Origin of the sequence: Stieleria marina, from assembly GCA_007741555.1 — a bacterium.
Lineage (GTDB): Bacteria > Planctomycetota > Planctomycetia > Pirellulales > Pirellulaceae > K23-9.
On the sequence record CP036526.1, the window covers coordinates 3,938,409 to 3,961,826 of the forward strand.

Here is a 23,418-nt window from a genome sequence, read left to right on the forward strand (position 1 = left end):
GTGAAAGATCCTGGGCGGATATCCTGCTTGCGAGACAGACGTTCTTCTATGCCTCATTCCGGTTTTCTGTACGGCGTGGCACAGTCCTGTCAGGGCCGACCTATTATTTCGACTACGGCAACCTGTGGCTACGATAGTTCAAGGCTCAAGCACACAACGGATAACCATGCCGTGCACCAAAGCACGGCATAAGATGTTCACAAATGGAAACCACCTAGGCCGTGCTCGGTGATGCCGGCCGTTCTGCCATTCGGAGACTCAATGGTTCGCAAGAATCAAAGTCTAATCGCCAAGATTGATGCCGCGTTCGATGGCGTAGTGCTCGGTTCTGGCGTGAGCTTGCGAGAGTCAGTTGCAATCGACCATCACGAGTGCTTTGAATCACGCGAATCTGCACGTAAACCAGACGAAAAACACGACTGGCGCATTCTCGTCAACAATCCGGTGCTGCTACGCACCCACGGGACTGGCGGCCCAATATTCATGGATCCACGCGGCTTTATATTTTATCTCCCCGCCTATTTGACAACCGTACTGACCGACGTTGACGGCGAGGCAATTGATTACACTGACGCATTCGATAGTGTGATGGAGCGACTTGTTGATCTTTCCAGTCGTGGGAAGGCTAAATTCGCAATGCTTTCCGATGAGCAACGAGACATCGTGGGGCAAACGCTTAGATACTTGGTGAGTGCCTGGGAACTCGACGACCATGAACTTGCTATCGCGATCGATACTTACTGGCTTGACAGCACCGAGTAGACAAGCAGAACCATCCCATTCACCGAAGTACGGCATCGGGTTTTTACAAATTGAAAATCAACTCTCCGTACTCGGTGACGGGTACCGTTCCCCGATGCAATCAAGAACTACGAAGTCCTAACGTTGGCACACAATCATTTGATCCTCTTGCTGTTAACGTTAGTCGCTCGCAGCGGGCTTTGTGCTGCTGAGACAAAGCAGCAAATGACCGTCACGCTGGACGACTCGAAAGCGAAGTTTTTAGTTGATGGCGAGCTACCGCTGAGTTGCATGACCGCCGACATGGACGCAGCGGCCGATCTGGGATACGCCGGCGTTACGACTACACAGGTCACGGCTGCCAAACAGGCTTTGTCCCCAACGGGCGTATCGTTTATTGTCAACATTGAGACCGATACCGTCACATTTCGCTCGTCGCGACCGGTGCCAAGCAAGGTCGTGATCTGTTTTCGCAAGCGAATGAATTCAGCGTCAATCACTCATGTGCGTTTTGCAGCATTTGATGCCGACAGAGAAAACAAAGATGGGGGACAATCCGATGCACCCGAGTCGGCGAGTCGGGACGATTTGACAATGAAATTAGCCGCGCCGAACGGGTGATCGGTAGCGCAGGACTGAAGACACCAGTCCGATGGCGAGCACCCCACTGTGAACGGCATGAGCCCCAAGCTGAGTGTGCATTCGCCAAGGCAACCTCATTAACGAAAGTGATTCAACGAATGGTCAGCCGGTTCAATTTCCAATCTGTTTGTGTTGCTGGTCTCTTCGCGCAGTGCATTTTGTCGACAGGCTACGCTGAAGAGACTCGGAGAGACGCACAGCTGTACCGCAGGTTACAGATTCCTAAACAGCTTCTTACTACAAACGGCGGGCATACGTATGGGGGCGACATCCGCATCGGCGACCTGAACGGAGATGGCCGATGCGATTTCCTTGTCTATCGCTGCAATCACGGAGCGCCCAGTGGAGCCCACATGGGCGGCATGAAGCCGACATTCCTTGGTGCGTTCGAGATGGATGGCAGTGTTCTCTGGTCGGCCGGTCAGGGTGGGCATCAGCCGTCGCGGCCGATGTCGGTTGCAGTCCATGATATGACTGGCGACGGCGCGGCTGATCTTGTTTGCTTTTGGCATCAACCGACGCCCGGCATCAAAAGCGACTGGCTGTCCTTGACAGACGTGGTCGTTCAGGTGCGTGATGGCCGCACGGGGCGAGTGTTGCGTCAGTCGGCTCCCACGGCTATTACCGAAAGGCGTCTCAAGGATCCGCAAGGGAGTAACTGGGTGCATCAGCGACTGTTGATCGCTAATTTTCGCGGCACTCCGCAACCTCGCGATATCGCCGTGAAAATCGGTGACACCTATGTCGCCCTGGACGAAGAGTTGAACGTGTTGTGGACGTACCGTACGAAGTGGAATAGGTATTCGCATTGCAATGCTTATATTCCGTCCGTTGGTGACATCGATGGAGACGGACGCGACGAACTGAATGGCGGCTATTTCGTGCTTAACGACAATGGAAAACTGCTTTGGGAAAAGAAGCTTGGACGCAACATGGATTCCGTTGCGATTGCGGAGTGGGACGACGGACAAATGCGCGCAATCTGTTCAGGGTTCGGCCACGTAATAGGAGCGGACGGTGAAGTCGTGTTATCGCTCGGAGAAGAGGAGGTTCCTCACGGTCAGGAAGTGCGTGTCGCCAATCTGCGGAGCGATTTGGACGGCCCGGAAATGGTACTACGCAACAAGGGACACACCAACGATCTGTTGCTCGTCAGTAGTGCGACAGGGGGCATCGTCGATCGTCTCAAGCTCAACATCTCACCCACGAACGTCGGCATGGAGCCTGTGTATTGGAAAGGCTCGAACCAGGCAGCGCTCCTGTACAATGGCGGCTGGCTTTGGGATTTGCACACGCGCAAAGGGTTTTCATTGCCTGGTCTTCCGCGGCCAAACGGTGGTGAGGTTCATCGAATGGGATTCTACCATGCAATCCCGGCTGACCTTTGCGGCGACAACCGCGAAGAATTGCTGCTCTGGGACCCGACCGCAACAGAGTTGTTCATCTTCACGCCAAAGCCCTTGGACGAATCAGCTTACAGCAAGTACTTTAGCACTCCACGTCAGTACAATCCCCGGCTTATGGATTAAGGCAACTGACGCTCGACCAGCCAAAGATAAGGTCTAACAAGTAAGTCTTTGGCATCGTGAGCTTGCGAGCCGATGTTCAAGGACTTGGTTCAAGAAGGCCGCAGCGGCTCTTGGGATTCACTTCTTTGTGTCAGTCAGAATGCTGGGACGGATTGGCTGCCGGGAGTTCGACGCGGAAATCATGTTGGCGGTCCTCGGTGACGACTGCCGTTCGCCCACAAACTGAAGACGCCTCGAGAACGAAACTTACACGCTATGACGGGAATCGTAACAAGCTGCGAAGGGCTTTCACTTGACCAGCAGGCCAGCGTAGAAGAGTTCATGGCTAAAGTCGTTGCAATCTACGATGACCAGAAGATTTGTGATGTCCAGGATTTACATTTCGACCAGTGCCCTGACGACCCACGCAATGATACGACGTGCGTGAACCATCATATGCATCTATGCGAGAACGAGCACAAAACGGTGTACGCATGGAATGCTCGGCCATTCAGTCCACCCGACACCCCGTACTACGAGAAACACAAATTCAATCCCGATCCCACGATATGGATTGAAGTCACACTTCAGGACGGGCGTTCCGAACACACAGCGAACTTTGTTTGCTGCCCGAATTCGGACGGCAAACTGCAAGCTTGCCACTGGATCGATCGGAAAAAGCCGCTACCGCGGACTTCAAGACAGATTAGCAAGGCGGAACTTGAGAATGCCCCTTCTGCAACCGTGTCTTTCGATCGAAAGGAAAACTATGAAGCGCGTATCCGACGATACTGCGAAGCCAATGGAATTGTCGTGCCTGGCGCATTGGGAGCCAACGGACGCGCACCTGTTGCTCGCTACGCTGTTGTCGACCTAAACAAGACGCCCCCGCAACTCGTAGCCCTGACATTTGACAGCTCAGCTGATTTGATCGGCTACCTCGATCGGACCGATGTGGACTGGGGAAATGAATCAAATCCAGCAATACGGATTCTCGATTTCAAGAAGGGTCGCGAACTGCATCATGTTGGTGGGTGGCGACTACGTCGTGGCTCATCATTCGTGCGATGAAAGGCGAACCATGGATTGCACCGCAGTCGCGGTGGTGCGGCTTTTTTAAGTGGTTACTCAACTCCCGCGACTCGGTGAATCCTATCGTAATCCGAATAAGGTTTCGCTCCAAGGTAACCTGAGGCTGAACGACAATGACTGACGTCCACAACGACCTGAGGCGTGCGATCGCTGACGCAATTCGCAAGGCTTGTGCAGATATGGCTAACGAGTTTGGGCATGATCCGCTACACGGGTTCGCGCTTTGCACAGACGACAACGTGATGACTCTCTATTCTGCGGCCTGCACAAAGTCATGGGTTGCTGAACGTAAGCCGGAAGACAAGGGGATCGGATCGAACTACACGGAATGGGTTCAGAATGCGGGCGACGAATATTTCGACTCAGTATCGACAACCATTTCTGTGCTAGCGGAAAGTGACCGATCGACGATCCAGCAACGCTTCGAATGCCTAACACTTGCGTTGGAGGACTGTCGAAAAGAGGGGCTTTTCGATCCGGGCACATTGCTCTTATGCGGAAGCACAGGAGGCGTAGGGGAGATGGAGCTGGAAGCGGTCGATCGTGTGAATACTGCCGAAGCTGCCATTGAGATCGCCGAGGATCTTTCAGAAGATCATTTTCGCAATAATCAAAACGACAGTTTCGACCTGCCTGCAGAGAAGCCGGTTCGCCGAGATACCAGCCCCTTGCCATCAATGGAGATCATCCCTGGGCGTGGCGTTGACGGATGCGAAATTGGCCTAGCTAGGGAAACTGCTCACGAAGTGTTTGGCCCCACAGAAAGCACAAGCGCCACCTATCTTGAATTTCCTGGAGTAGGAGTTCAAGCAATATGTAGAAGAAAGATCGTTCAAACCCTTATCTTCTACTTTCGTCTCAACGACTACGGACGATTCAATGGCCTGACGCGGGAAGGAATCGGAGCAAACAATTCCGCGGATGATGTACTGAACACATACGGAAAACCTTCGCGCACGTCTGAGAGTACGGTATCGGAATTTGGGGCGGCTCCCGGTGCGCGGGAGAAATCGATTGAATACAATAATTTGGGAATCACGTTTACATTCTGGGATGGCCAACTGGCCGACATTCGCGTTGATAAAATAAAAAGCTGATTAGCAAGGAACACGCGGATAATCAATCCGTGCACACGGCGCACGGATTGCAAGGTTTTACAAATGGGAAGTCGTCCGTCCGTGACCGGTGACGGCGAACGTTATCCGAATGAGCATGGGCTTTTGGCTTGAATCAAAGTTCTTGACTGATCGTAAAGAACTTGCGCCCTGCCCAGAATCGTACCGTGCCATTGCCTATGGCGGGTTCGTCTCTTTTTGCCCGACTCAAGTCACTCTCGCATTTCTATCCCACTTTAGGAACTCAGATCCATGTCAAAGCGAACTACGCTGTTTTGCGCTGCACTACTAACATCCTCGCTAGGATTGACTGCCGCAATTGTAACTGAAACCGCCAATGCGAAGGAAACCGCAGAAATTGTCGCGAAACCAACAACGCCGAAATTGCGTTTCGAGAACGTGTTCACGCAAGATGCAAAGAGCATGACCTTCAATCGTGCAAAAGTTCCCGGTGGCTGGCTCGTTACCAGCACACTGTATTCTGGACCCAAGGGATATGGAATCACATTTGTTCCTGACCCCAACCACGCATGGGATGGGTCTAGCGTCGAATAGTAGTAACTAGTTCACAACGGCGGATAACCAACGCATGCAACAGAGCGTCGGTGGCCGGCATCTCTCTTTGCTTGCAAGATTGCTCCCGACGCCCGCTGATGCGGGCCGTTACCCGACTGAAATCCACCCGATTCCACCTCAGCCCCAACGCTCAATGAAAATCACCGTCGAAACAACTGTTGACGCACCACTTGCTGACGTTTGGCACGCTTGGAACAACCCTGATGACATCGTGAAATGGAACGCCGCCTCTGATGATTGGCACACCACTCGTGCGGCAACTGACCTGCGGGTTGGCGGCGTACTCTCGTCGCGAATGGAGGCAAAGGACGGCAGCATGGGTTTTGACTTCGCTGGGACCTACACGCAAATCGAAACGCAACGGCTTATCGAATACGAGTTGGACGATGGCCGGACCGTTCGCGTCGAATTCGCTCCGACTGACAAGGGCGTTACGGTTTGCGAGACTTTCGACGCCGAATCGACACATTCCGAAGAACAGCAACGCGCGGGGTGGCAGGCGATTCTCGATCGGTTTGCCAATCATGTCACCTCGCTGGACCGTAGCCGCACATCCCAAAACGCCGGATAACCAAGCCATGCACCGGATCCGGGCTTGCGAGTTTTTACAAATGGAAGATCAACCGTCCCGGTCCGGTGATGGCAGACGTTATCCGACTGATTTGAAACAGTGAGTACACTACACCAACAGACACGAGAATGAAATGAAGAGCTTAAGCGTGACGAATCCGAACCACTTCATGGTGTTTCTCAGGGGCCTGCCAACAATCGCTGTTGCAGGACTCGCTGGCATCGCGATTCAGCATTCGCCAACCGTCGATTTATCAAGAACGATTTTGTCCGCAATTGTTGCCGCTGCGATTATTTTGAATGGACTTTGCGGACCGCGACTGTGGTCAGCTTTCGTCGACACCGATTCTAATTCCAATCTCCGTTGACGGAATACCATGACGCATTACCCGACTGAACAGCCCCCGCCGACTACTATGACGGCTAACCCATACTCACCGCCGGGAACCTCCTCTGAGCTTTCGCCAGAAGTGCGTCGCATGTCCGTAGCGACGAAGGTGCTTGCGCGGCAGAGCAGCGAAGGCGGTTTGACTGCACTCATGATGGCCGTTTTGTGCGCGATCGTCGGGACCGTGCATCTAGTGTCTTGCTTTGTTTGCTGCGTGTATATTTGCCTTTCCTCTTCTCCGAAACTTGAAACTGGGCTGATCAAGTGTGGGGCGATTTGCTTGCTCGCCACATTACTGGCGTCCGGCGCAACACGTTACTGGTGGCTGGAGAACGTCCGTTGGGGATTTCGGCTATCCGTTGTTCTGTTCCTCGTGTCCGCTCTCGTTGTTAGCGCGATCCAATGACCAGCAGGCGGCTGATAACCATGTGTTGGACCGAAGTTCGCGATGACGCGGTCTTTGGCATGGAAAACACAAGGCGCGATCTCGGTCAACACTAACGTTATCTGACTGAAATTCTCTCACTTCTTATTGCATCTCATTGAACAGAACATCGATAGCACTACTGGTTGTCGGCACTCTGGTCTTTCTTTTGCTAGTGACTTCGAGGCGATACATCGCTGAGCCAACTGCGACACGCTGGGTCGTGAGAAGCAACGCCGATGAACACGCAGACGAGATTGATGGGCACACGTGTGCCGGTCCAAGTTGACGCCGTCGTCTCATCATTCCTTGCAGTGCTCTCGATCCGGCTGGATCACGACGGGCAGGTTGCCGGCCACATTCTTTAGGGCGACATCCCGGAGAAGTGCTTTCTAAAATGCTTCTTGGGTGCCAGGCTTGCTCAGTGGTCGCGGCGAAAGGGGGAGTCCTTTTCGGTAGTTCGTGAGTTCGGCTTGCGGTGATTCGCTGTCAGTGGTGTCGCTCGTGTTAGGTGAACTGGTTGGAGTAACAGTGGATGGCTAAAAGATCCCTCGGGCCCTGAACGCAATCGTTCTCTCGAGGTCATCCAAGACAGGCTTGCATGCCTCAGGCGGCCGATTCGCGGTTGACCCGAGGGATCAGTAGATGGCTTAGGTTTTCATTGGGCTGCGCCGTGGACTGCCTCGTCGTTTGGTTTTGCGCGAACCGCGAGCGGCAGGACGTTTGGGGCCACCGCTGTGCAGTTCGCCAGCCGGTCGCACCTCGGAGCGTTTCACTTTTAGCTTCACGTCTTCGGGCGGCATTTCGGGTAGCGGTTTCGTCGAGTCCCAGTCGGTTTCGTCACACATCATCGCCCAAGCGATCACGGCCAGTTTGCGTGCCAGCGCGATGCCGGCATTTCTTGCGGCGCGTCCTTGATCTGCCGGGGATTCTCGCGAACGTCTGCTTTGCCTATGCGTTGTATCGTGTGCTCGCCCACGCACATTCCAGCAGCATCGAACGCAACATCCTTGGTCCCCGTTTGGAGATTCGGCCGCTGCGATCGGTCTCGCCGGATTGGTATTGTTTGGGCGTCATGCCCAGGTAGCTCGACAGATGACGTGCACTTTTGAAGCGATGCGAATTGTCGATGGTCGCGACGAGTGCTTCGGCGGTCTTGCGGTCGGTCTTTCCCTTGGTGTTTTTCCAGCTCCAGGCCTCGTCATTGGTACTGCAAACGATGGTCTTGATTCCTTGGGCCCGGCACACATCGCTGATCCAACCCGACGGCCCACAGGCTTCCATCACAATCAAATCCGCCCGATGCGTCTGGAGTACATGCTCCACGTGCGACCGTTTCGTCGCGATCGTCTCAAAGGAATACTTGCGATTTACGGTATCGTACAAGCAGCAGACGGTGTTGAACTTGCCAAGGTCCATTGCAAGGATCATCATGAGAGTGTCCGGGATTTGAGGTGTCAGTGTTTTTTAAGAACAGACTGAATTGTGACGTCTCCAAAGAGAACGATCACGGCCTGGTCAGCGCGGAAACCCAGCCGACTCGCCTCAAACCACCGACTTCATGGATTCTTTCTGCGACTAAGTGAAATCGCAACCCTTTCATCGCATTCCAACTGTAGCTACGAATTCGACGATAGAAGCCAGATAATAGTTCATTCCGACGAGAAGGGCGTGACTGTTCACGCCGCTTCTCTTTCGTCGATGCCATCGTTGCGAACAACTCAGGTTGATCATTGAAACACTCACTAAAGATCCTTGCTTTCTCACTTATATTGATCGCCCTTGCGGTCCTTATAATCAACGTTCAATCGTCAACCGGACCGTCTGGGCCTGTCTTGGCTGCGGCCGGTTTCGCTATGATAACTGGAGTCGCGTTGATGGAAATTGATCGAAGATTGCACGCACTGGAGTCCCGCAAGAAAGATACGGACGCACTGTAGCTTCTGTCGGTCGATTCGGTGAAATAGAAATTCAAAGGACGGACAACCAGTGTGATGCACCGAAGTCCGGTTTGCATTCTTTTTTGAAATGGAAGATTAACCTTCCGGACTCGGTGATCACTGACGTTATCCCGCTAAATTGAAGGACGCATTGGACGTACTTGTACTTAACCAGAGGCGATGATGAAACGCATTCGCAATATTTTCGTCAAAACTGCCTTAGCGTGCTCGCTAGTTGCGGCAGTTTGGTTTGTCGGTAACTACATGCGTCTGCTGGCGGAACAAGAGCCTGTTGCAGCAGCCAGTTCTGTTGCCGGTCGATACATGCAACCAGCAGCTGGAGAAGGATTCTTGGCAATTGCATCAGGTGAACAGCCAGTGCCTATCTTTCCATTTGGTGAAGCGCACTCTTTTGACATTCACGACGGGGAACTGACTGTAGCAAAGGTGCAACTGAACAATTTCCTTGGTTTGGGATGGCAGTTTTACTCTTTTAGTCGCGCCGATCCATAGGGCGACGTGCCGCCAGAGTGTTTTACAATCGTCTCTGCCGATGATGCGACGGTTCTTTTGCAACCTACGGCGGGTGGCGATTCGATTACGCTGACGCGGCGACGATGACGGCTACTTCCCGACACGGCGGATAACCATCCGTTGCACCGGAGCCACAATAGCACGATTTCTTTAAATTTCTGCAAGCCGATCGTCGCCGACCAATGATCGGTACTGTTATCCGACCGAAGCAAAATCGAGAAGCACTATTTTTTGCGCTGTCCTATGACTTCACTTCAACTTGCTGCTTCAGGACACCTACTAGAGTCACTTGCGGGCGAACCATCGACAAGGCAGCATAGCCCCACCCCGCGAGAGCGGGAGTTCCTTCCGCGTTGATTTTGATATTCGTCATCCTTGCGAGAGCCGATCGCCATGAAAATTCAGCAACTGCTGTTGTTCGGAACGGGCAGAAGTGTTTGCCTGTGTTAGGCATTCTTCTCGTTTCCTTTTTTGCCTTTGGCAGTCGTGATGCCGAGGCCGGAATCGTCTTTACAGAGACTTGGGAGTCCCCGGTTGTCGCCGCCAACAGCACAACAACCCTGCTCCCGGCGCCCTGGGGTGAGTTTACAGGCGGAGCAATGTCCAGCATTTTGCATGCAGCAGATGCTAATAGGTTTGCTCAACCGCTACCGAGCCCCGCAGGTGGAAACCAAGTTTTAGAGCTAGCGGGTACTAACACGGGTATATTCCGAATGAGTGGTGAAGCACTCCAGATCAATTCGATCTTCACGCTTTCCGCAGCCATCGGCAACGACGCGACACTCGGGGCCGCGAACGAGTTCTGGAGCCTACAGCTTTGGGCGGATACCAACGGCAGCAGTTCATTCGAAGGATCTGGATCAGACACTTTTATTGGTCAACAATTCGGCAGCAGTTCGACAGCCGTAACTGCGGCCGAAGGTCAGTGGGCCCTGAACTCTTTTTCGTTTGAAACCGGTGGCGATGATTCACTTAGCGGCCAAGAACTGATCGTCTTCCTGAATAATTTCGATACCGGCAGCTCTTATTATGACAATGTCAGTCTCTCGGTCTCAACCGTGCCTGAACCTTCCTCAGTTTGCATTTTGTCGGTTGGGCTACTTGCATTAATAGTTGGCAGGCGTAGGCGGGAGGCCCACTTGGATGTGTGTTGAATTAGGCTTCTTTAATGGGCACAGCGACGACCAATGCGAAGCACCTGAAAGTCCTGCCCCCATCGGGTGGTGTAACTTTCTTTCTGTACTTTCGATTTGTTGATATTGCCGCGTTTTGCTTCGTGAGCTTACGAACGGAGCAAAATGCGGCAATATCGGCGACCGCTTGAAAGAGCGAGCCAGATCGGTTTCTTTTCAAAGTTCTTACTCAACGAAAAGAAACACGATCATCACCCACCAAATGCAATCTAACGAAGTTCACAAAGCTGTCCAGCTACTTGCCGACAGTGGCTTTGAATGAATGGCCAATGCGATGCAGATCCTACGACTCGTCACTGCCGTTCTTGTCGAACTCAGTGATGAATGGGAAACCGGAATGCGATACCTCACATTCCAATACTAAACCTAAACCGACTGGACGAATTTACAGAAAGGCTGTTGCTCTATCCAAGCATCGACGACTTTTGAAACACTTGAATGCTATCCGTCTCTGTATTCAGCCCTAGACATACACCGACACTCGGCATGCTATGCTCTCTTCATTCAGCATTTGGCTGCAAACTCCCCTGAACCTTTAAATACCAACGTACAATGCTCAACTACTTTCACATTGTGGGGTCTCTGTTTTTCTGTGTTGGTGCTGGATCGCTTTTGAGCATTTCGATCGCTCTATCCAAGATCGAGAAACACCTTGCAGCCATGGCGTCCCAGCGTTCAATGGGTGACAAAGACCCCGAATAGCCAAGGGTTGCACCAAAAGTCCGGTGGCTTGATATATCGAAATGGAACATCCTGCCCCGGACCGCGGTGAACCCTAACGTTATGTCGACACAGGTTCCTGTAGTCACCTTTGCCGTACTAGTTGTGGTGCTCGTCGATCGCACTTTTAGCTCCCACACCCTTGCTCCTTGGGAACACTTGGCGCAGGTCATTTCCGCCGAGCAGCCTGGATTCGACGAAAACAACATTCAAACTTTGGTCGCGAGCCTGGCCGCTCCTGGAAGGGACGACGAGATTCGGCAATGCCTCCACCCGACAAGAATTCTGGACTCATCAACATTCCCGATGTCGATGCGATTCTCGTCCACCCTTTCGACACAAGTGTCGCTCCTTCGAAAAGAACGGCCCTGTTTCCAAAAGCGATGCAACGCGTATCAGGCAAATAGCTCACAGCAAAATGGCCAGTCGTGATCGCGGCCTGCAACCACGGCGAACCGGTCAAGGCAGTTTCGTTGGATCAGGTGATGCCAAGGAAACATGAAGAGGACGTTGTTCTCTGGCTACCTTCATCGACTGGGTGTAATATCGTAGTGTTTGATCACAATGGCGAGTTGAAATCTAGCACAGTAAATGAACGGGGGCAGATCTCGTACGTGATATTAGTGGTTGCGAACACGGCCGGAATACCAAAACGATGCACACAAGGCCGAACTTACACGCGTAAGTTGAGGTTACCGTTCAGGCTCGGTGATCGCAGGCGTTCTGCGACTGCTAATACAGCGAATCGATCGCGGTGAAATACCTTCGATGCCGATTCACATTGAAGCGTGTCTTCGTTGCGACCGCGTCCATTGCGTGCTTGCTTGCGGCTCGATCGCTTTGCTATTCGCACGCGACCATTCAGATCAGAGACATTCGTGACGACTTGGGATCAACCCTCGACGTGACCTACTTTTCAGACTTTGATCACGGATGTGTTGGAGGCAATGCCCAAATCCCGCGACTAGCTGGTGGTGCCGACTTTTCCGAACTGGCGGGAACGAAATGGAGCACGGCTTACCGTCCTCACGATTTCTTATGGATGAACGCGAATCACCATCAGGTAATAGAAATGGAAATGGCCTCTGCGTTCGGCGATTATGCTTCGTCGCACTAGACTGTAACAGCGCAGAATCATGCGATTCACACGAAGGACCGCATGGCGCGTTTACAAATTGAAAGCACATTGGCGGCCCGCGGTGAACAGCACCGTTTTGGCAATATCCTATCACACTTACACGTCATGAGACCTAGAATGAGATGTCGTAGCTTCGTCCTACTGCTGGCTCTCTACACGCTCACGACGTTTGCTTCTGAGCTACCCGCCCAGAAGCCAACGCCAGCGTCGATCGAGCGGCAGCAATTCAATCAGGTGTTTGTCAAGGTGATCATACCGGTCACCGCTCGCACCCCGAAGCAGAATGGACCCGTCGTCGAGTCCTGGGTTGCAGAGCAACTCAAAGAACTGGGCGAGACCGAGTATTTCGCTGTCACAGACTGGGTACCCGTTTGTGACGGGCTGCTGGAGGACGATGAAATCGACAATCGCATCTGGAGCGGTAGTCTCGCCGGCAAGAACTCTGGTCTCTTTTGCCCAGTTGGCGGCGACCTTCCTGAACGCAATAGCGGAAGCGTGCTGCTAAGCGTTGGTGGCTGGTCGCCAGCCTCTGGATATGAGGCGAGAGTCACACTGGCGGATGAACCTGGGACTCGAGCCGTTGAGCCGGTGATACATTATTCTGCCCGCGGAAAAAGAAAGGCGATTCCGGGTAAAAAGCCGCTGGCTTATGTGGCCATCCTGATTGGACCGCCACCTCGAAAGCCTGTCACGTCACACAGCGATGGCGAATAGGCTAAACCATGCAATTCGCGGAAGTGCGACACGGCGCGTTTGCAAACGGAAAGTTAACTCTCCGTCAGCGGTGATGGCAAACGTTGTCCGCCCAAATTACTTGCGATGTCGTCGGTCGACGTGTCGCTCAGTTCAATCCATGTTTTTACCGCCCTGTCGGTTGATTGGTGATAAAGATGATCGTTCGAGTTCGTGACTTGGCCTCTGCGTTGCTAATGTTTCCGCTTGCGATTTCCGCGTTTGCCCTTGGTGTAGCGTTAGTAGACACATTGGGCAGTATTTCGCCACCTGTCTCGGACGCGCCTGCAACCATTACCCAACCACCCGCAGGCATTTCGAGCGCGTCAATCATCGGTATCACTATCTGCATACTCGTGCCGATTGCTTACTTCACTTTCATCGCATACCAAATGCGATCAAAGCCAGACTATCGCTACTTCGGCGAACTTTCCCAAAATGCGTTCATCGCTCTTGCCGTAGCCGCGTATGTGCTTCCGCTGGTCGCGGCCCTCACAATCATGGTTGCCTTCGGCTAAATTGCGAATACTGCGTTTGCTTTGAAGCATTCGCAAACAGTGGCCGATACAGGACCTACTTGGTCGGATCGCTCGGCCTCTATTCGATTGATTTCGCAAACGCGAGATGCTCTTCGACTCCCACTTTCGCAGCGTCCAATCGCCTCACGCTCGGATAACCATGGCGTGCACACCAAGCGCGACATATGATTGTTACAAATTGAAACCACATTGGCGGTCCTCGGTGAGGACCGCCGTTCTGCCATCAAAAAGAGTCGGAGCTTGCCATGGTCGCGATGGATCCAAGTGATCCCGAAACAGTCGAGCGTGCAAGAGCGGTCATCCGAGAGCACGCAGACATTTTCGGCGTTTCCTTCAGAAGCGCGGTCTACTTGTCTTGGCTCCGGTTAAAGGACGTTGGCGCTGTTAAATCCCTTGCCAGAGTGTCGGGATTGCAATTGGCTTCCCGGTTTGCCTGTCTTTAGTGGTGTACATTTTGAAGAACGTGACCACACGATAAACAACATTGCGTCGATCGGCGATCTGACTGGACTAGAAATGAACTTACTGAGCTCTCATGCGATGTTACAAAGAGACATTCTGCATGTTCATCTGTGATTAAAATCAGAGTGAATAATGAGTAAAATGATGCGAAAATATTTGAAGAGCTTTTTGGTGATGGCTTTGGTGGCCGCGGTTTCATCCGGTGTTGCGATTTCGGATGATGACAAAGCAAAAATGGATTCGCTCTTTGCTGTTGAAAAGTATCCGATTACGCATGAAACGAGAGAGCAGTTTTTGCGGGAGCGACACCGAGGACATGTGCAGTTGCAGGAGTTGATCGAAGAACTTCGCAATGGATACCTAAATGAGAATCAAGAAGTTCAGCAGTTTGTGGTGGAGAACAAGTTAGACTCGAAAACACTGACGCGGCGATTATTCGCACAACGTTTTGCGCGTAACGAGTTTATTGAATATGAAGTCAGCAAAGAACTGAAGAGGCTGCAACAAATCGAACCAACCGATCCAAATCTGAAGTACGACGTTTATCCGACAATTCGAGTTACTAAGCAACGCTACATGCTGTTAATCCGTCGCGTTGAGCAGCAAGTGAAACGAATCAAGAAAGATCGGGAAGAAGACGTGGCCGAAGTGCTGGGGGGGAATTTCTGCCAAGCATTATATCGAGGCCCAGAAATTATCACGTGAAATCACGAAAGAAAGGTTGGAAGCTATCAAACAACGCATCCGGAGCAAGTATTCGCAACAAGGTGCGTAGATTTCTCCGGATGCTATAGCTGGTTATTTGCTTGGAGGTTTTGGTACTCTCCTTGCTCCTCCTGCCACTCTTGAGCAATTTCATCGACTTTGATTTCATTCAGTGCCACTGCAGTTCCGGCCAGAGCAGTGATTATCAAATCCGTGTCTTCCTTTGCATCATTGGATACCTGACTTAAATTAACACTCCGTTAAAGGATTGCCGTGATGCGCAAGTGGTTTGCCCCCTTAGTCGTTTTTAGCGTCGTGTCGAGTTGGCCTGCGATTGCGGACGAACCTCGTCGGGAGCCCAAAATCGGCGACCTTATCCATGTTGAAATAATCGGTGACGCGGCGAGAAAGTACGCCCGCGTGAACGGTGGTTCCTTCGATACCAAAGGGGTGGCCAATCCGACTTTTGCGACCACCGCGTTTGTACGCAACATACATGGTGAATCAAATTTATACATCGAACATCAACTCGAAACTTCCAACAACGAGAAGCGATACTTGTGCACACTGAGCGGAACGTTTTCGAAGGAATGCATCCATTATGAACCTGTGATTGGTTTGACACAGCCTGCCGTGTTGTCCGATACAGAGGCACGCCTACCGATGACGCTTGGACACAATCTGCGCCTACGCATCACAGACTTTTCGATGTTCCCTCAGCTGAAACTTCAGCGATGGCAGATGATCGAAGGGGCAGCCGATTGATCCGGAGCTCAATGCTGGAACCGGAAACGGCGGAAACGACCATTTACTGTGCCCATGCGGCTCGTCCTTCTGCATGCTGACGTGTCTTTCACCGCCCGTTGGACCGTATTGCTATCTAACTAAAGTCTAGACATCTATGAAAAACGCTCTCACGTTCGCCTTCGCCGTTTTCACATTCTCGGCATTTGCAGATGGGGCTGAACCGGGCCCGGCCGAGCCGTGGGACCGTGTCGTATGCATACAGTCGCTGGTCAAATCGAAGCCTGGCACGGGCAAACTGTGCTCAGCGTTTCTTGTTTCAGCAGACGCAAAGCTGTTCCTCGTGACTGCTGGTCATGCCTCTGCCGAAACCAACCTGAGCAGCAAACTGAGGTACCGCGACCCTGATGGTGCATCGCAATGGGTAGCTCTCAAGACGTTCTTCCGAACGTCGGCTAATCCTTGGCTCCGTGATGACCGATCTGACTTCGCTGTCGCTGAGCTGCCGAATGTTGACGGTGCTGAAACCTATTTTTCTCATCTCAGTGCTCTTTCGATTCCGCTAAAGTCCGTATCGACTAAAACTCCGCCACGCACAACGCGCATTGTTACGGTCGGATTCCCGCTCACAATCGGAGCGGGAGACATCGTCTCTCCCGTCGCGGTGGTGGGGCACATTGCATCTCGCGAAACCAATACGGCAAATCGCTGGGGCAATGAACCGATCGTGTATTGCTCTCCGGCACTTGGCCAAGGAACGAGCGGCGGCCCCGCTTTTCTCGGTGATCAATCCGATGGCGATTTGACCGTGGTTGGCATGTATATTGGTGTGGTTAAAGACGAAACAGGTGGGAAATTATCCAAAATGGTGCCCGCCAGATTAATCCGCGACGCTATCTCGCGTGTCCACGCGGGCGGGTAACCATGCGTCTGCCCGAACCAACGCCTTGGTCCACTGGAGATGGCAATCACAATGGCGTTGCTGGGTCAACGCCGCCGTTAACCGAGCGAATTGATGCCGAATCCGTACGATCCACCAACCGTAATCGCCAGACAAAAATGCGATCGTGATTGCGCGCGTGATGAATGCCTTTTGTGTCTTCATCACCAAAGCATTTGAAATGCGACGAACTCAATTAGGACCTACCGCTGCGAACAGTGCGACCAACCACTGGTGGTCGCGCTCCCGACGACTTGGTCACGACTACGCATTGTGTCTGGGCTTTTTGGTTGTGGCTGTGTATCTAACGGCCAAGTTCTGGTTTGGCGTGCTGCCCGCCACACGCGTGATTGGCATCTACTCCATTGCTTTAGTTGCATCCGGCTTCGTGCTACGATATCGCTTCGGATATCTAAATCCAACTCGAGCGCAGATTCGGTCCCGTCAGGAACTCAAGCCAACGACTCTTGCCGATTTGGAAAAAGGCGGCGGGTAACCTTTGCATTCACCGAAATACGGCATCGGGCTTTTGCAATTGGAGAATCTAATTGCCGTACATCAGTAATGTTATGGCATGAAGCAAATGTCCGACGCAAAACGCAAGCTTGCCCTCGCTGCCTTGGTTGTCATTCTCGGTTTCTGCGTTGCACTGTTCGCATTCAATGAGGGTCAACTGTGGGCGTTTTGGTTGGTGACACTTGGATTCTTCCTTGGCGTTGCACTATCGCCTAAGCTAACAAATACGGCGATACTTATTTGCTCGATTGCCACTCTTAGCATTGCTGCAGCGTTGATATATCGTGGGTTGCCGATTCACTCGCTTCCGTGGGCCGGTGCGGATCGCGTCGAAATCGATAACTCAGATGACGACTCACGCATCCCCATAACTGATCCAGGCGAGATCGCCGCGCTCATGAAATACGGGGAATCGGGGCACCGGAGATCAATGCTGTTCTCGGGGTCAACACGGGTGATCTTCGTTACTCATGCACACACTACTACGACATACTATATTCACGGTGACTCCGTTGGCCCGTCTCCGGGCGGGTTTATGCAGACGGTTTTTGTGCCGAGCGTCCCAGGCCTATGGTCGCACTTGGATAGAATGATCAGTCGACACAAGCACGGAAACACGCAATAACCTTTGCACGCACCGGAGTGCGCCAGCCGGTTTTTACAAATTAGGCTTCCACCAGCAGTACTCGGTGATGGTCGACGCTACTGTTAACCGAACAAAGTGCCCGCCTTCCCCAGCCAAATTTGATAACCAAATATTTCGCAAAGCAAATGCCACAGTTCGTATGTCCTGAATGTTCATTCACGGAAACTATCGCCGACGCTTTGGGCGGCGAGACGCTTACCTGCCCGGATTGCGGCCACCTTTCCAAGCCCGTCGAAACAAACGTGCCAAGCGATACCGAATTTCTTGAACGCCATGCATCTAAGGTGATTGTTACGACGACTAACCATATCGAAGGATGTTTAGTCACCGAGTACTTAGGGATTGAAAGCGTTGAGTTCGTAATCGGCACAGGAATTTTCTCGGAATTCACAACACAGATCGAGGACTTTTTTGGTGCACGATCAAGTGCATTTGAAGGAAAGCTACAGGCAGCCAAAAATCAGGCATTCAAAACATTGCGTTTGATCGCGGCTCAGAAGGGAGCGAATGCCGTAATTGGAATCGATTTAGACTACGCCGAATTTTCCGGAAACAGGATCGCGTTGATGCTAAATGGAACACTCGTAAAAGTGGTCCGTCAAGCAAGCCAGGCGGAGTCAGTCGAAATTCTTGGTAAAGGTTAACACTGGCATGCACCGGAGGAGGGCTCGCGTTATATTCCAAATGGCTGGGCTTACTCTACGTACGCAGTGGTCCCGGACGTTCGTCAGATAAACTTTCAGCCAAAAGGCGATTGGAGCGACCATGGCATCACCCAGTTTGCTTCCAAAACCGCTCGCTGCGTTTTGTCTTTGGTGCGCATGGATTTGGATGACCATTTCCGCGTTCTTCTTCCTTGCATCCGTGATCCTCTTGTTCATCGTTGATGTGCGCTTCTTCTCAGCAGATTCGGCGGTCTCACCGAACTCACCTTTGTCAGATAAACTGCTTTGGCTTACCGGAATTGCGATGTTGTTCGCTTTTGGCTTTTTACAAAGCTACCTATGCAAACGCGAACTGCGCAAATCGAATCGTTAGACTTCGGACACACTGGTATGCGATGCGTCTGGACACGGATACTGGCCGCAAGATGCAATGCTATACTGCTTGGTGACGATCTGCTGTGGTCAAGCTTGGACGTTCCAAACGACCGACGCACCATGCCGTGCCCCAAGCCAAGCATCGGGCGTTTTGACTCGAAACACACAATGCACCGCCCTGTAGCACGTCGTACTTCATTTCTTAACGCCTTGAATTTGCGCACCGGAATGACTGTCACGAAAAACAATTCCCTGCACACAAAAGTTTGTCACACGGCAATCAAATAGCAACCGATTTGGTCATGCTCCGTGATAGACACCGTTGGTCTACCAAAAGTCGTCTGATGGCAAACCATCCCATTTTTGCACCGACGTTTCACGGTGACGTGTCCGCCGTCAAAAACATTCTCGACGATGACCCGACGCTGATTGCGGTACGTGACGCCAAGAATCTGACGCCGCTACATGTTGCCGCGAGTCGCGGGCAATCCTCCGTTGCTCAACTTTTGATTGACTATGGTGCCGACGTTCAAGGACCAACCGAAGACGGCGAGTGGTCGCCACTCGTATTCGCTGCGTATCGCGGACATTGTGACGTGGCCCGCGTGCTGATTGAGAACGGTGCCGGTGTGACAGCCCACGCTGGCAACCCGATTCACTATTCCGGACAACGCCAGCACAAAGACATTTGCCGTCTACTGGTCGAGCACGGAGCGATCGACGATCTGCTTGACTCGGATGATTCCGAAGCTCTCAAACTGTTCCGTGCCGCGTACAGCTATGACTCGAATACCGTCAATGAGATCCTTACTCGCCACCCAGAGCTAGTTGACTGCAAAGACAGGCTCGGTCGAACGCCTCTCCATGAGGCTTGTGCCCATGGCGACACAAAAACAGTGCGAGCATTGCTACAATGTGGTGCTGATTTGACGATACGAAACAACAACGGAGAGACGCCTTCGGATCGCGCATCGTCACACAAACAGCGCGACGTAATGCGGATTCTTGAAAAACATAAATCCGCAAATTAGCAATGGGCTGTGCACGAAGCCGCACTCATGCGTGCGAATTGGCAAGGAGATCTTCCGTTCTGGCTCGGAGACATATGCCGCTAAGCAGTCGCTTTCCATGGAAAAAGAAATCGTGCAGCCACCTGAATGTTGTTGGGACAGCCTGCATGCCGTTCGAATAAAAGAGCATCACACTCGTTGCAAACACAAGACGGGCGTGCGTGACATTTGCATGCTCACGCCGCCCCAATGTCATAACCGAACCAGGTGTTGAACCGAAAACATTGCCCCAAGCCGCAGAGTCGGCGATCTAAAAGCCGCGAGCCCCTGGCCGCAGCTTCGTGATCGAAGCTGTGATCGGGATTGAACTTAATAACTGCAATCTGCCTGGAATCCGTAGTCTCGGCTCCCGCCAAAACCGTCCGCCACAAGAGGCCTTGTCCCGATGCTTCGCAACAACCAAGGGCAGCGATCAGCCCTAGCCATGCTTCCGCTGGTTTTCTTTCTTTCGGTTGCAAATGCACAAGACAATCGACAGGACGCGATTGAGCGGGTACTCGATGGCACAACAAGTGTTCGCTACATCGACAAGCCTCTTTCACGGGTGCTCGCTGACCTCGCAAAAAGGCACGCGATTTCAATTCGGATGGATGACCGAGTTGCGAAAGCAAACCCGAATTCCCCGGGACTCGCTATCAGCATTGAATTAAGGGACGTATCCCTCCGAAGCGTTCTAAGACTGTTGCTGCGTGAGCACAATTTGGAATACGTCAACGAAGGCAACCGATTGCTTGTTACCACCAGCGAGCACGCTGAGAACTCTCATCAAGAGGAGCGCTATGCGATCCCGGAATCTGTCGCGAGCGATACGGATGGTTTCGCTGCGGCCATTCGCGAGACGCTTCTGATGAACGACTCATTGGGCACGGCCGAAATTATCGGCAGTGAACTGGTGGTGAGAGCTCCCCGCGCCGTGCGTGCCAAAATCAGCGATTTGGTCGCACAGTTTCAGCCCGCCAAAGATGCTGAAAAGACCGCAGCGCAGTTGGAGATCGATCAGATTCTCCAACAACCCGCCGACATGAACTTTGTGTTCACGCCACTTGCTGAAGCGATGCAGCAGATCTCGAGGTCTCATGGACTCAGGGTCATTATTGATCGCAAATCGCTTGAGCAGGCTGGAATCACTCCTGACGTACCGGTGACGTTTGAGTTGAAGGGCGTTGATTTGGGGCGGTCATTGCGTTTCCTGCTGAATACGTGCAATCTGTCGTACATCGTCAAAGACCAGTGGGTTCAGGTTACGACCAAAGCGATCGTAGATGCACACCGCGAGTTGGTCGTTCACACTTTTCCCATTGCTGCGGAGCCACACATGCCAAAACTTCGCGAGATGTTTCTGAAGCGGAAACCAATGGCGTTGACCGCAGGAGACAATCGAATTGTCACGTTTAAGAATCACTTTATCGTCTACGGAACGCGGCCAATACAAAAAGCGGTGAAGCAATACGTTGATGCCCTGGCTGTGCGTTTCAACAAACGACCAGCGGTTCAGAATGCACAAAAGGATGTAAAGAAGGAAGAGAATCGTTTTGCAGATCCATTTGCCGGATGAATCTGCCGGGGATGTGGATTTACCTGCGAGTCCTTTTCTACAGGCACTTTGACTGCGACGAAACCTGGACTGCCACCAACAGAAGCGAGCCTACAAAAAGGCCAAAAGCAAACTTGAGACGACGGTTGACGCGGCCGCATTGGGTGCAGAGACGGGCCCAATCTGCCAGGCTCACCTGGCCAATCGTGCTATCGTTGCTTCGGTTTGCATCTGCCGCGACGCCGCCACGACATCCTTTCGGGTTTTGCCAGCCTGCGGTATCTGCCAAGAACGTTTGGCGTACTGGGGGCTCGATGTTATGATCGCCGTTCCCGGCAACTCCGCTGTAGAAATTGGTACGTTTGTATCGCTCCGGGACTTACGTCCGCACTACTGGCTTCCCGAGTCCAGATGCCGACGACCGGTACTCAAAGACAAAGGCAACCTTTACATGCACCGGAGCTCTGCAGCAGTCACTTGTAAATGGAACACCAACAGCGCAGTGAAGGTGCGTGTCATCCTACGTCCATGAACACCAATGCCCACGAAGCACCACCAGAGAATGCCGGCGTACGAATGCCCGTTATTCGCGCTGCGCTGGCTGGTTTCGCAGTTATCGGATTCTTGGCACTAGGATTTTTGTTCTTACAATCCATGAGGGCGCGTGACTGGCCGATTGCGATATCGACTGTGGTGGGCGCACTCTCGGTCATTCCTTGGGCGTCTTACCGATCAACTACTCGAGATTGTTTTGCAGGCACTGTGGCGTTGGCAGCCGGGGCATTTTGTGGAATTGGCGCCGTCATTGTCTATCTGGGAATGTTTCATTACGAATGGTTTAGTGACGTCTTCGATCACAAAGGAATTGGCCCGATCGGAATGTTCTTGTTTGCGGCGTTAGGATTTAGCTTGGGTGCCTACGCCACCTTGCATACAATGATCAGGCTGTTGTTGCCAACCAGCGTGCGATGTTCGGACTTCTTGACGAGTTGTTTCAGTTCAACCTCCACGCGAAACGAAACATAGCCGGACGATAACAGCCGAATCGCGTGTCTTGGAGTCAAGTTCACCTCGGCGAATAAATGGTCTTTTCTATTCTGCGACTGAAATCCAAACGTGCTTTTGTGGCGACAATCCGCACGACTGCAAGTCCTCAACGTGTCTTGAAAGAGTCATGATAATGCAATCGATTTGGGGAATCGCAATGGTAATCGTTGGCCTCTCAATGGCCGTCGGTGGCTTCATGAAATCTGAGTTCATTGTGTATCGTGTTTTGGCAATGCGCTCGCGCCCGCTATGGGGCGACAATGTGCACATTTTCTACGTGATTTCGGGACTGATGGTCGCAGCGTTTGGCGTTTTGTTTTCCCTCGGCATTGTTGGCGGTTAACGATTAATGTCGCCTCGATAGTAAATGCTCAACCCCATGACGCGTTTCAGTGCTAGCTCAGTTCGCAAACCTGGATACCTGATACGACATGACTGCGTTGAATTGGCAAACCGAAGCCGACACACCGCGTGGTTTCGAATGCTTGATCGCTGGCTCTGGCTCCGTCGTCACCAACGTTCTCCCTATCAACTTTACTTTGTGGTCTCTTAATGAACACGCGATGGATGCAATTCCGACTTCGTTCGATGCTGGTTTTGGTCGCGATCATTGCCGTCTCGATCGTCGCTCTACCGCCACTGCATGATTGGATCGTAAATCCTTCCTCCATTTCATTGTCAGGAGTCGCGACAACGTTCAACGAATCGAACAATGGCAGCAACGCACCAGCGAACATTACCGCGGAGGAAATTGTCGCGTCCATCAAATCCCAGCTTCCAACACTTGTGGCAGCGGAGCGCGTAAAGCAGATAGTTAGGCGAATTGTCGATCGACAACGGGTGCCTCCGAGCACAAAGATAG

26 protein-coding genes are annotated in these 23,418 nt (G+C 52.3%); 22 read left to right on the forward strand and 4 right to left on the reverse strand.

What is annotated here, in order from left to right; translation table 11 throughout:
* Nucleotides 1–261 precede the first annotated feature (261 nt).
* The 7 genes from K239x_RS14095 (at nucleotide 262) to K239x_RS14125 (ending at nucleotide 6,245) form a co-directional block, all read left to right on the forward strand.
* Complete coding sequence (locus tag K239x_RS14095; protein ID WP_145418726.1) at nucleotides 262–762, forward strand: DUF6714 family protein; 501 nt, start codon at nucleotides 262–264, stop codon at nucleotides 760–762.
* Between the two features lie 123 nt (nucleotides 763–885).
* A complete protein-coding gene (locus tag K239x_RS14100; RefSeq protein WP_145418728.1) occupies nucleotides 886–1,362 on the forward strand; it encodes a hypothetical protein in 477 nt (158 codons plus the stop codon).
* 107 nt (nucleotides 1,363–1,469) lie between these two features.
* A complete protein-coding gene (locus K239x_RS14105) occupies nucleotides 1,470–2,912 on the forward strand; it encodes an FG-GAP-like repeat-containing protein (protein ID WP_145418730.1) in 1,443 nt (480 codons plus the stop codon).
* Between the two features lie 255 nt (nucleotides 2,913–3,167).
* Complete coding sequence (locus K239x_RS14110; RefSeq protein ID WP_145418732.1) at nucleotides 3,168–3,962, forward strand: hypothetical protein; 795 nt, start codon at nucleotides 3,168–3,170, stop codon at nucleotides 3,960–3,962.
* A 134-nt stretch (nucleotides 3,963–4,096) separates the two neighbouring features.
* Nucleotides 4,097–5,080, forward strand: coding sequence for a DUF4303 domain-containing protein (locus K239x_RS14115; RefSeq protein WP_145418734.1), 984 nt, complete (start codon nucleotides 4,097–4,099; stop codon nucleotides 5,078–5,080).
* A gap of 270 nt (nucleotides 5,081–5,350) precedes the next feature.
* Complete coding sequence (locus K239x_RS14120; protein ID WP_145418736.1) at nucleotides 5,351–5,653, forward strand: hypothetical protein; 303 nt, start codon at nucleotides 5,351–5,353, stop codon at nucleotides 5,651–5,653.
* 154 nt (nucleotides 5,654–5,807) lie between these two features.
* A complete protein-coding gene (locus K239x_RS14125; protein WP_145418738.1) occupies nucleotides 5,808–6,245 on the forward strand; it encodes an SRPBCC family protein in 438 nt (145 codons plus the stop codon).
* A gap of 1,461 nt (nucleotides 6,246–7,706) precedes the next feature.
* Here K239x_RS14125 and K239x_RS28645 read toward each other — a convergent pair.
* Nucleotides 7,707–7,907: a hypothetical protein gene (locus K239x_RS28645; RefSeq protein ID WP_419189511.1), complete on the reverse strand. Its 201-nt coding sequence runs from the start codon at nucleotides 7,905–7,907 to the stop codon at nucleotides 7,707–7,709.
* 100 nt (nucleotides 7,908–8,007) lie between these two features.
* The gene (locus K239x_RS14130) at nucleotides 8,008–8,490 is read right to left on the reverse strand and encodes a transposase (protein ID WP_419190038.1); all 483 of its coding nucleotides are present in this window, start codon (nucleotides 8,488–8,490) and stop codon (nucleotides 8,008–8,010) included.
* A 686-nt stretch (nucleotides 8,491–9,176) separates the two neighbouring features.
* Here K239x_RS14130 and K239x_RS14135 point away from each other — a divergent pair.
* The 5 genes from K239x_RS14135 (at nucleotide 9,177) to K239x_RS14150 (ending at nucleotide 13,295) form a co-directional block, all read left to right on the forward strand.
* Nucleotides 9,177–9,509, forward strand: coding sequence for a hypothetical protein (locus K239x_RS14135; RefSeq protein WP_145418740.1), 333 nt, complete (start codon nucleotides 9,177–9,179; stop codon nucleotides 9,507–9,509).
* 374 nt (nucleotides 9,510–9,883) lie between these two features.
* A complete protein-coding gene (locus K239x_RS14140) occupies nucleotides 9,884–10,684 on the forward strand; it encodes a PEP-CTERM sorting domain-containing protein (RefSeq protein ID WP_145418742.1) in 801 nt (266 codons plus the stop codon).
* A gap of 591 nt (nucleotides 10,685–11,275) precedes the next feature.
* A complete protein-coding gene (locus tag K239x_RS28650) occupies nucleotides 11,276–11,425 on the forward strand; it encodes a hypothetical protein (protein WP_419190039.1) in 150 nt (49 codons plus the stop codon).
* 772 nt (nucleotides 11,426–12,197) lie between these two features.
* Nucleotides 12,198–12,560: a hypothetical protein gene (locus K239x_RS14145; protein ID WP_145418744.1), complete on the forward strand. Its 363-nt coding sequence runs from the start codon at nucleotides 12,198–12,200 to the stop codon at nucleotides 12,558–12,560.
* Between the two features lie 138 nt (nucleotides 12,561–12,698).
* The gene (locus tag K239x_RS14150; protein WP_145418746.1) at nucleotides 12,699–13,295 is read left to right on the forward strand and encodes a hypothetical protein; all 597 of its coding nucleotides are present in this window, start codon (nucleotides 12,699–12,701) and stop codon (nucleotides 13,293–13,295) included.
* 145 nt (nucleotides 13,296–13,440) lie between these two features.
* Here the strand turns inward: K239x_RS14150 and K239x_RS28655 are convergent, their stop codons facing one another.
* The gene (locus tag K239x_RS28655) at nucleotides 13,441–13,647 is read right to left on the reverse strand and encodes a hypothetical protein (RefSeq protein ID WP_419190040.1); all 207 of its coding nucleotides are present in this window, start codon (nucleotides 13,645–13,647) and stop codon (nucleotides 13,441–13,443) included.
* 58 nt (nucleotides 13,648–13,705) lie between these two features.
* Between K239x_RS28655 and K239x_RS28660 the strand changes: the two genes are divergently transcribed.
* The 10 genes from K239x_RS28660 to K239x_RS14200 all read left to right on the forward strand — a co-directional run bounded on the left by K239x_RS28660 (nucleotide 13,706) and on the right by K239x_RS14200 (nucleotide 22,899).
* Entirely contained in the window at nucleotides 13,706–13,831 is a 126-nt protein-coding gene (locus tag K239x_RS28660; protein WP_419190041.1) for a hypothetical protein, read from the forward strand.
* Nucleotides 13,832–14,446: 615 nt separating this feature from the next.
* Complete coding sequence (locus K239x_RS14160; protein ID WP_145418750.1) at nucleotides 14,447–15,019, forward strand: hypothetical protein; 573 nt, start codon at nucleotides 14,447–14,449, stop codon at nucleotides 15,017–15,019.
* 276 nt (nucleotides 15,020–15,295) lie between these two features.
* A complete protein-coding gene (locus tag K239x_RS14165) occupies nucleotides 15,296–15,784 on the forward strand; it encodes a hypothetical protein (RefSeq protein WP_145418752.1) in 489 nt (162 codons plus the stop codon).
* Nucleotides 15,785–15,920: 136 nt separating this feature from the next.
* Complete coding sequence (locus K239x_RS14170; protein WP_145418754.1) at nucleotides 15,921–16,685, forward strand: trypsin-like peptidase domain-containing protein; 765 nt, start codon at nucleotides 15,921–15,923, stop codon at nucleotides 16,683–16,685.
* A gap of 199 nt (nucleotides 16,686–16,884) precedes the next feature.
* Complete coding sequence (locus K239x_RS14175; RefSeq protein WP_145418757.1) at nucleotides 16,885–17,199, forward strand: hypothetical protein; 315 nt, start codon at nucleotides 16,885–16,887, stop codon at nucleotides 17,197–17,199.
* A 791-nt stretch (nucleotides 17,200–17,990) separates the two neighbouring features.
* The gene (locus K239x_RS14180; RefSeq protein ID WP_145418759.1) at nucleotides 17,991–18,509 is read left to right on the forward strand and encodes a heavy metal-binding domain-containing protein; all 519 of its coding nucleotides are present in this window, start codon (nucleotides 17,991–17,993) and stop codon (nucleotides 18,507–18,509) included.
* 187 nt (nucleotides 18,510–18,696) lie between these two features.
* Nucleotides 18,697–18,903, forward strand: coding sequence for a hypothetical protein (locus K239x_RS14185; protein ID WP_145418761.1), 207 nt, complete (start codon nucleotides 18,697–18,699; stop codon nucleotides 18,901–18,903).
* Between the two features lie 346 nt (nucleotides 18,904–19,249).
* The gene (locus tag K239x_RS14190) at nucleotides 19,250–19,936 is read left to right on the forward strand and encodes an ankyrin repeat domain-containing protein (RefSeq protein ID WP_145418763.1); all 687 of its coding nucleotides are present in this window, start codon (nucleotides 19,250–19,252) and stop codon (nucleotides 19,934–19,936) included.
* Nucleotides 19,937–20,360: 424 nt separating this feature from the next.
* A complete protein-coding gene (locus K239x_RS14195) occupies nucleotides 20,361–21,530 on the forward strand; it encodes a hypothetical protein (RefSeq protein ID WP_145418765.1) in 1,170 nt (389 codons plus the stop codon).
* Between the two features lie 1,159 nt (nucleotides 21,531–22,689).
* Complete coding sequence (locus tag K239x_RS14200) at nucleotides 22,690–22,899, forward strand: hypothetical protein (protein WP_145418767.1); 210 nt, start codon at nucleotides 22,690–22,692, stop codon at nucleotides 22,897–22,899.
* A 52-nt stretch (nucleotides 22,900–22,951) separates the two neighbouring features.
* Here the strand turns inward: K239x_RS14200 and K239x_RS14205 are convergent, their stop codons facing one another.
* Complete coding sequence (locus K239x_RS14205; protein WP_145418770.1) at nucleotides 22,952–23,320, reverse strand: hypothetical protein; 369 nt, start codon at nucleotides 23,318–23,320, stop codon at nucleotides 22,952–22,954.
* Nucleotides 23,321–23,418 lie beyond the last annotated feature (98 nt).

Excerpts from the sequence above, each read along its gene's own strand:
- K239x_RS14175 (WP_145418757.1), top strand. The coding sequence starts at position 16,885 with ATGCGACGAACTCAATTAGGACCTACCGCTGCGAACAGTGCGACCAAC.
- K239x_RS14190 (WP_145418763.1), top strand. The coding sequence starts at position 19,250 with ATGGCAAACCATCCCATTTTTGCACCGACGTTTCACGGTGACGTGTCC.
- K239x_RS14115 (WP_145418734.1), top strand. The coding sequence starts at position 4,097 with ATGACTGACGTCCACAACGACCTGAGGCGTGCGATCGCTGACGCAATT.
- K239x_RS14110 (WP_145418732.1), top strand. The coding sequence starts at position 3,168 with ATGACGGGAATCGTAACAAGCTGCGAAGGGCTTTCACTTGACCAGCAG.
- K239x_RS14185 (WP_145418761.1), top strand. The coding sequence starts at position 18,697 with ATGACCATTTCCGCGTTCTTCTTCCTTGCATCCGTGATCCTCTTGTTC.
- K239x_RS14130 (WP_419190038.1), bottom strand. The coding sequence starts at position 8,490 with ATGATGATCCTTGCAATGGACCTTGGCAAGTTCAACACCGTCTGCTGC.
- K239x_RS14135 (WP_145418740.1), top strand. The coding sequence starts at position 9,177 with ATGATGAAACGCATTCGCAATATTTTCGTCAAAACTGCCTTAGCGTGC.
- K239x_RS14095 (WP_145418726.1), top strand. The coding sequence starts at position 262 with ATGGTTCGCAAGAATCAAAGTCTAATCGCCAAGATTGATGCCGCGTTC.
- K239x_RS14170 (WP_145418754.1), top strand. The coding sequence starts at position 15,921 with ATGAAAAACGCTCTCACGTTCGCCTTCGCCGTTTTCACATTCTCGGCA.
- K239x_RS14125 (WP_145418738.1), top strand. The coding sequence starts at position 5,808 with ATGAAAATCACCGTCGAAACAACTGTTGACGCACCACTTGCTGACGTT.
- K239x_RS14180 (WP_145418759.1), top strand. The coding sequence starts at position 17,991 with ATGCCACAGTTCGTATGTCCTGAATGTTCATTCACGGAAACTATCGCC.
- K239x_RS14120 (WP_145418736.1), top strand. The coding sequence starts at position 5,351 with ATGTCAAAGCGAACTACGCTGTTTTGCGCTGCACTACTAACATCCTCG.
- K239x_RS14160 (WP_145418750.1), top strand. The coding sequence starts at position 14,447 with ATGAGTAAAATGATGCGAAAATATTTGAAGAGCTTTTTGGTGATGGCT.
- K239x_RS28655 (WP_419190040.1), bottom strand. The coding sequence starts at position 13,647 with ATGATTGACGCGCTCGAAATGCCTGCGGGTGGTTGGGTAATGGTTGCA.
- K239x_RS28645 (WP_419189511.1), bottom strand. The coding sequence starts at position 7,907 with ATGATGTGTGACGAAACCGACTGGGACTCGACGAAACCGCTACCCGAA.
- K239x_RS14195 (WP_145418765.1), top strand. The coding sequence starts at position 20,361 with ATGCTTCGCAACAACCAAGGGCAGCGATCAGCCCTAGCCATGCTTCCG.
- K239x_RS14150 (WP_145418746.1), top strand. The coding sequence starts at position 12,699 with ATGAGATGTCGTAGCTTCGTCCTACTGCTGGCTCTCTACACGCTCACG.
- K239x_RS28650 (WP_419190039.1), top strand. The coding sequence starts at position 11,276 with ATGCTCAACTACTTTCACATTGTGGGGTCTCTGTTTTTCTGTGTTGGT.
- K239x_RS28660 (WP_419190041.1), top strand. The coding sequence starts at position 13,706 with ATGCGATCAAAGCCAGACTATCGCTACTTCGGCGAACTTTCCCAAAAT.
- K239x_RS14200 (WP_145418767.1), top strand. The coding sequence starts at position 22,690 with ATGCAATCGATTTGGGGAATCGCAATGGTAATCGTTGGCCTCTCAATG.
- K239x_RS14205 (WP_145418770.1), bottom strand. The coding sequence starts at position 23,320 with ATGGACGCGACAATTTCCTCCGCGGTAATGTTCGCTGGTGCGTTGCTG.
- K239x_RS14165 (WP_145418752.1), top strand. The coding sequence starts at position 15,296 with ATGCGCAAGTGGTTTGCCCCCTTAGTCGTTTTTAGCGTCGTGTCGAGT.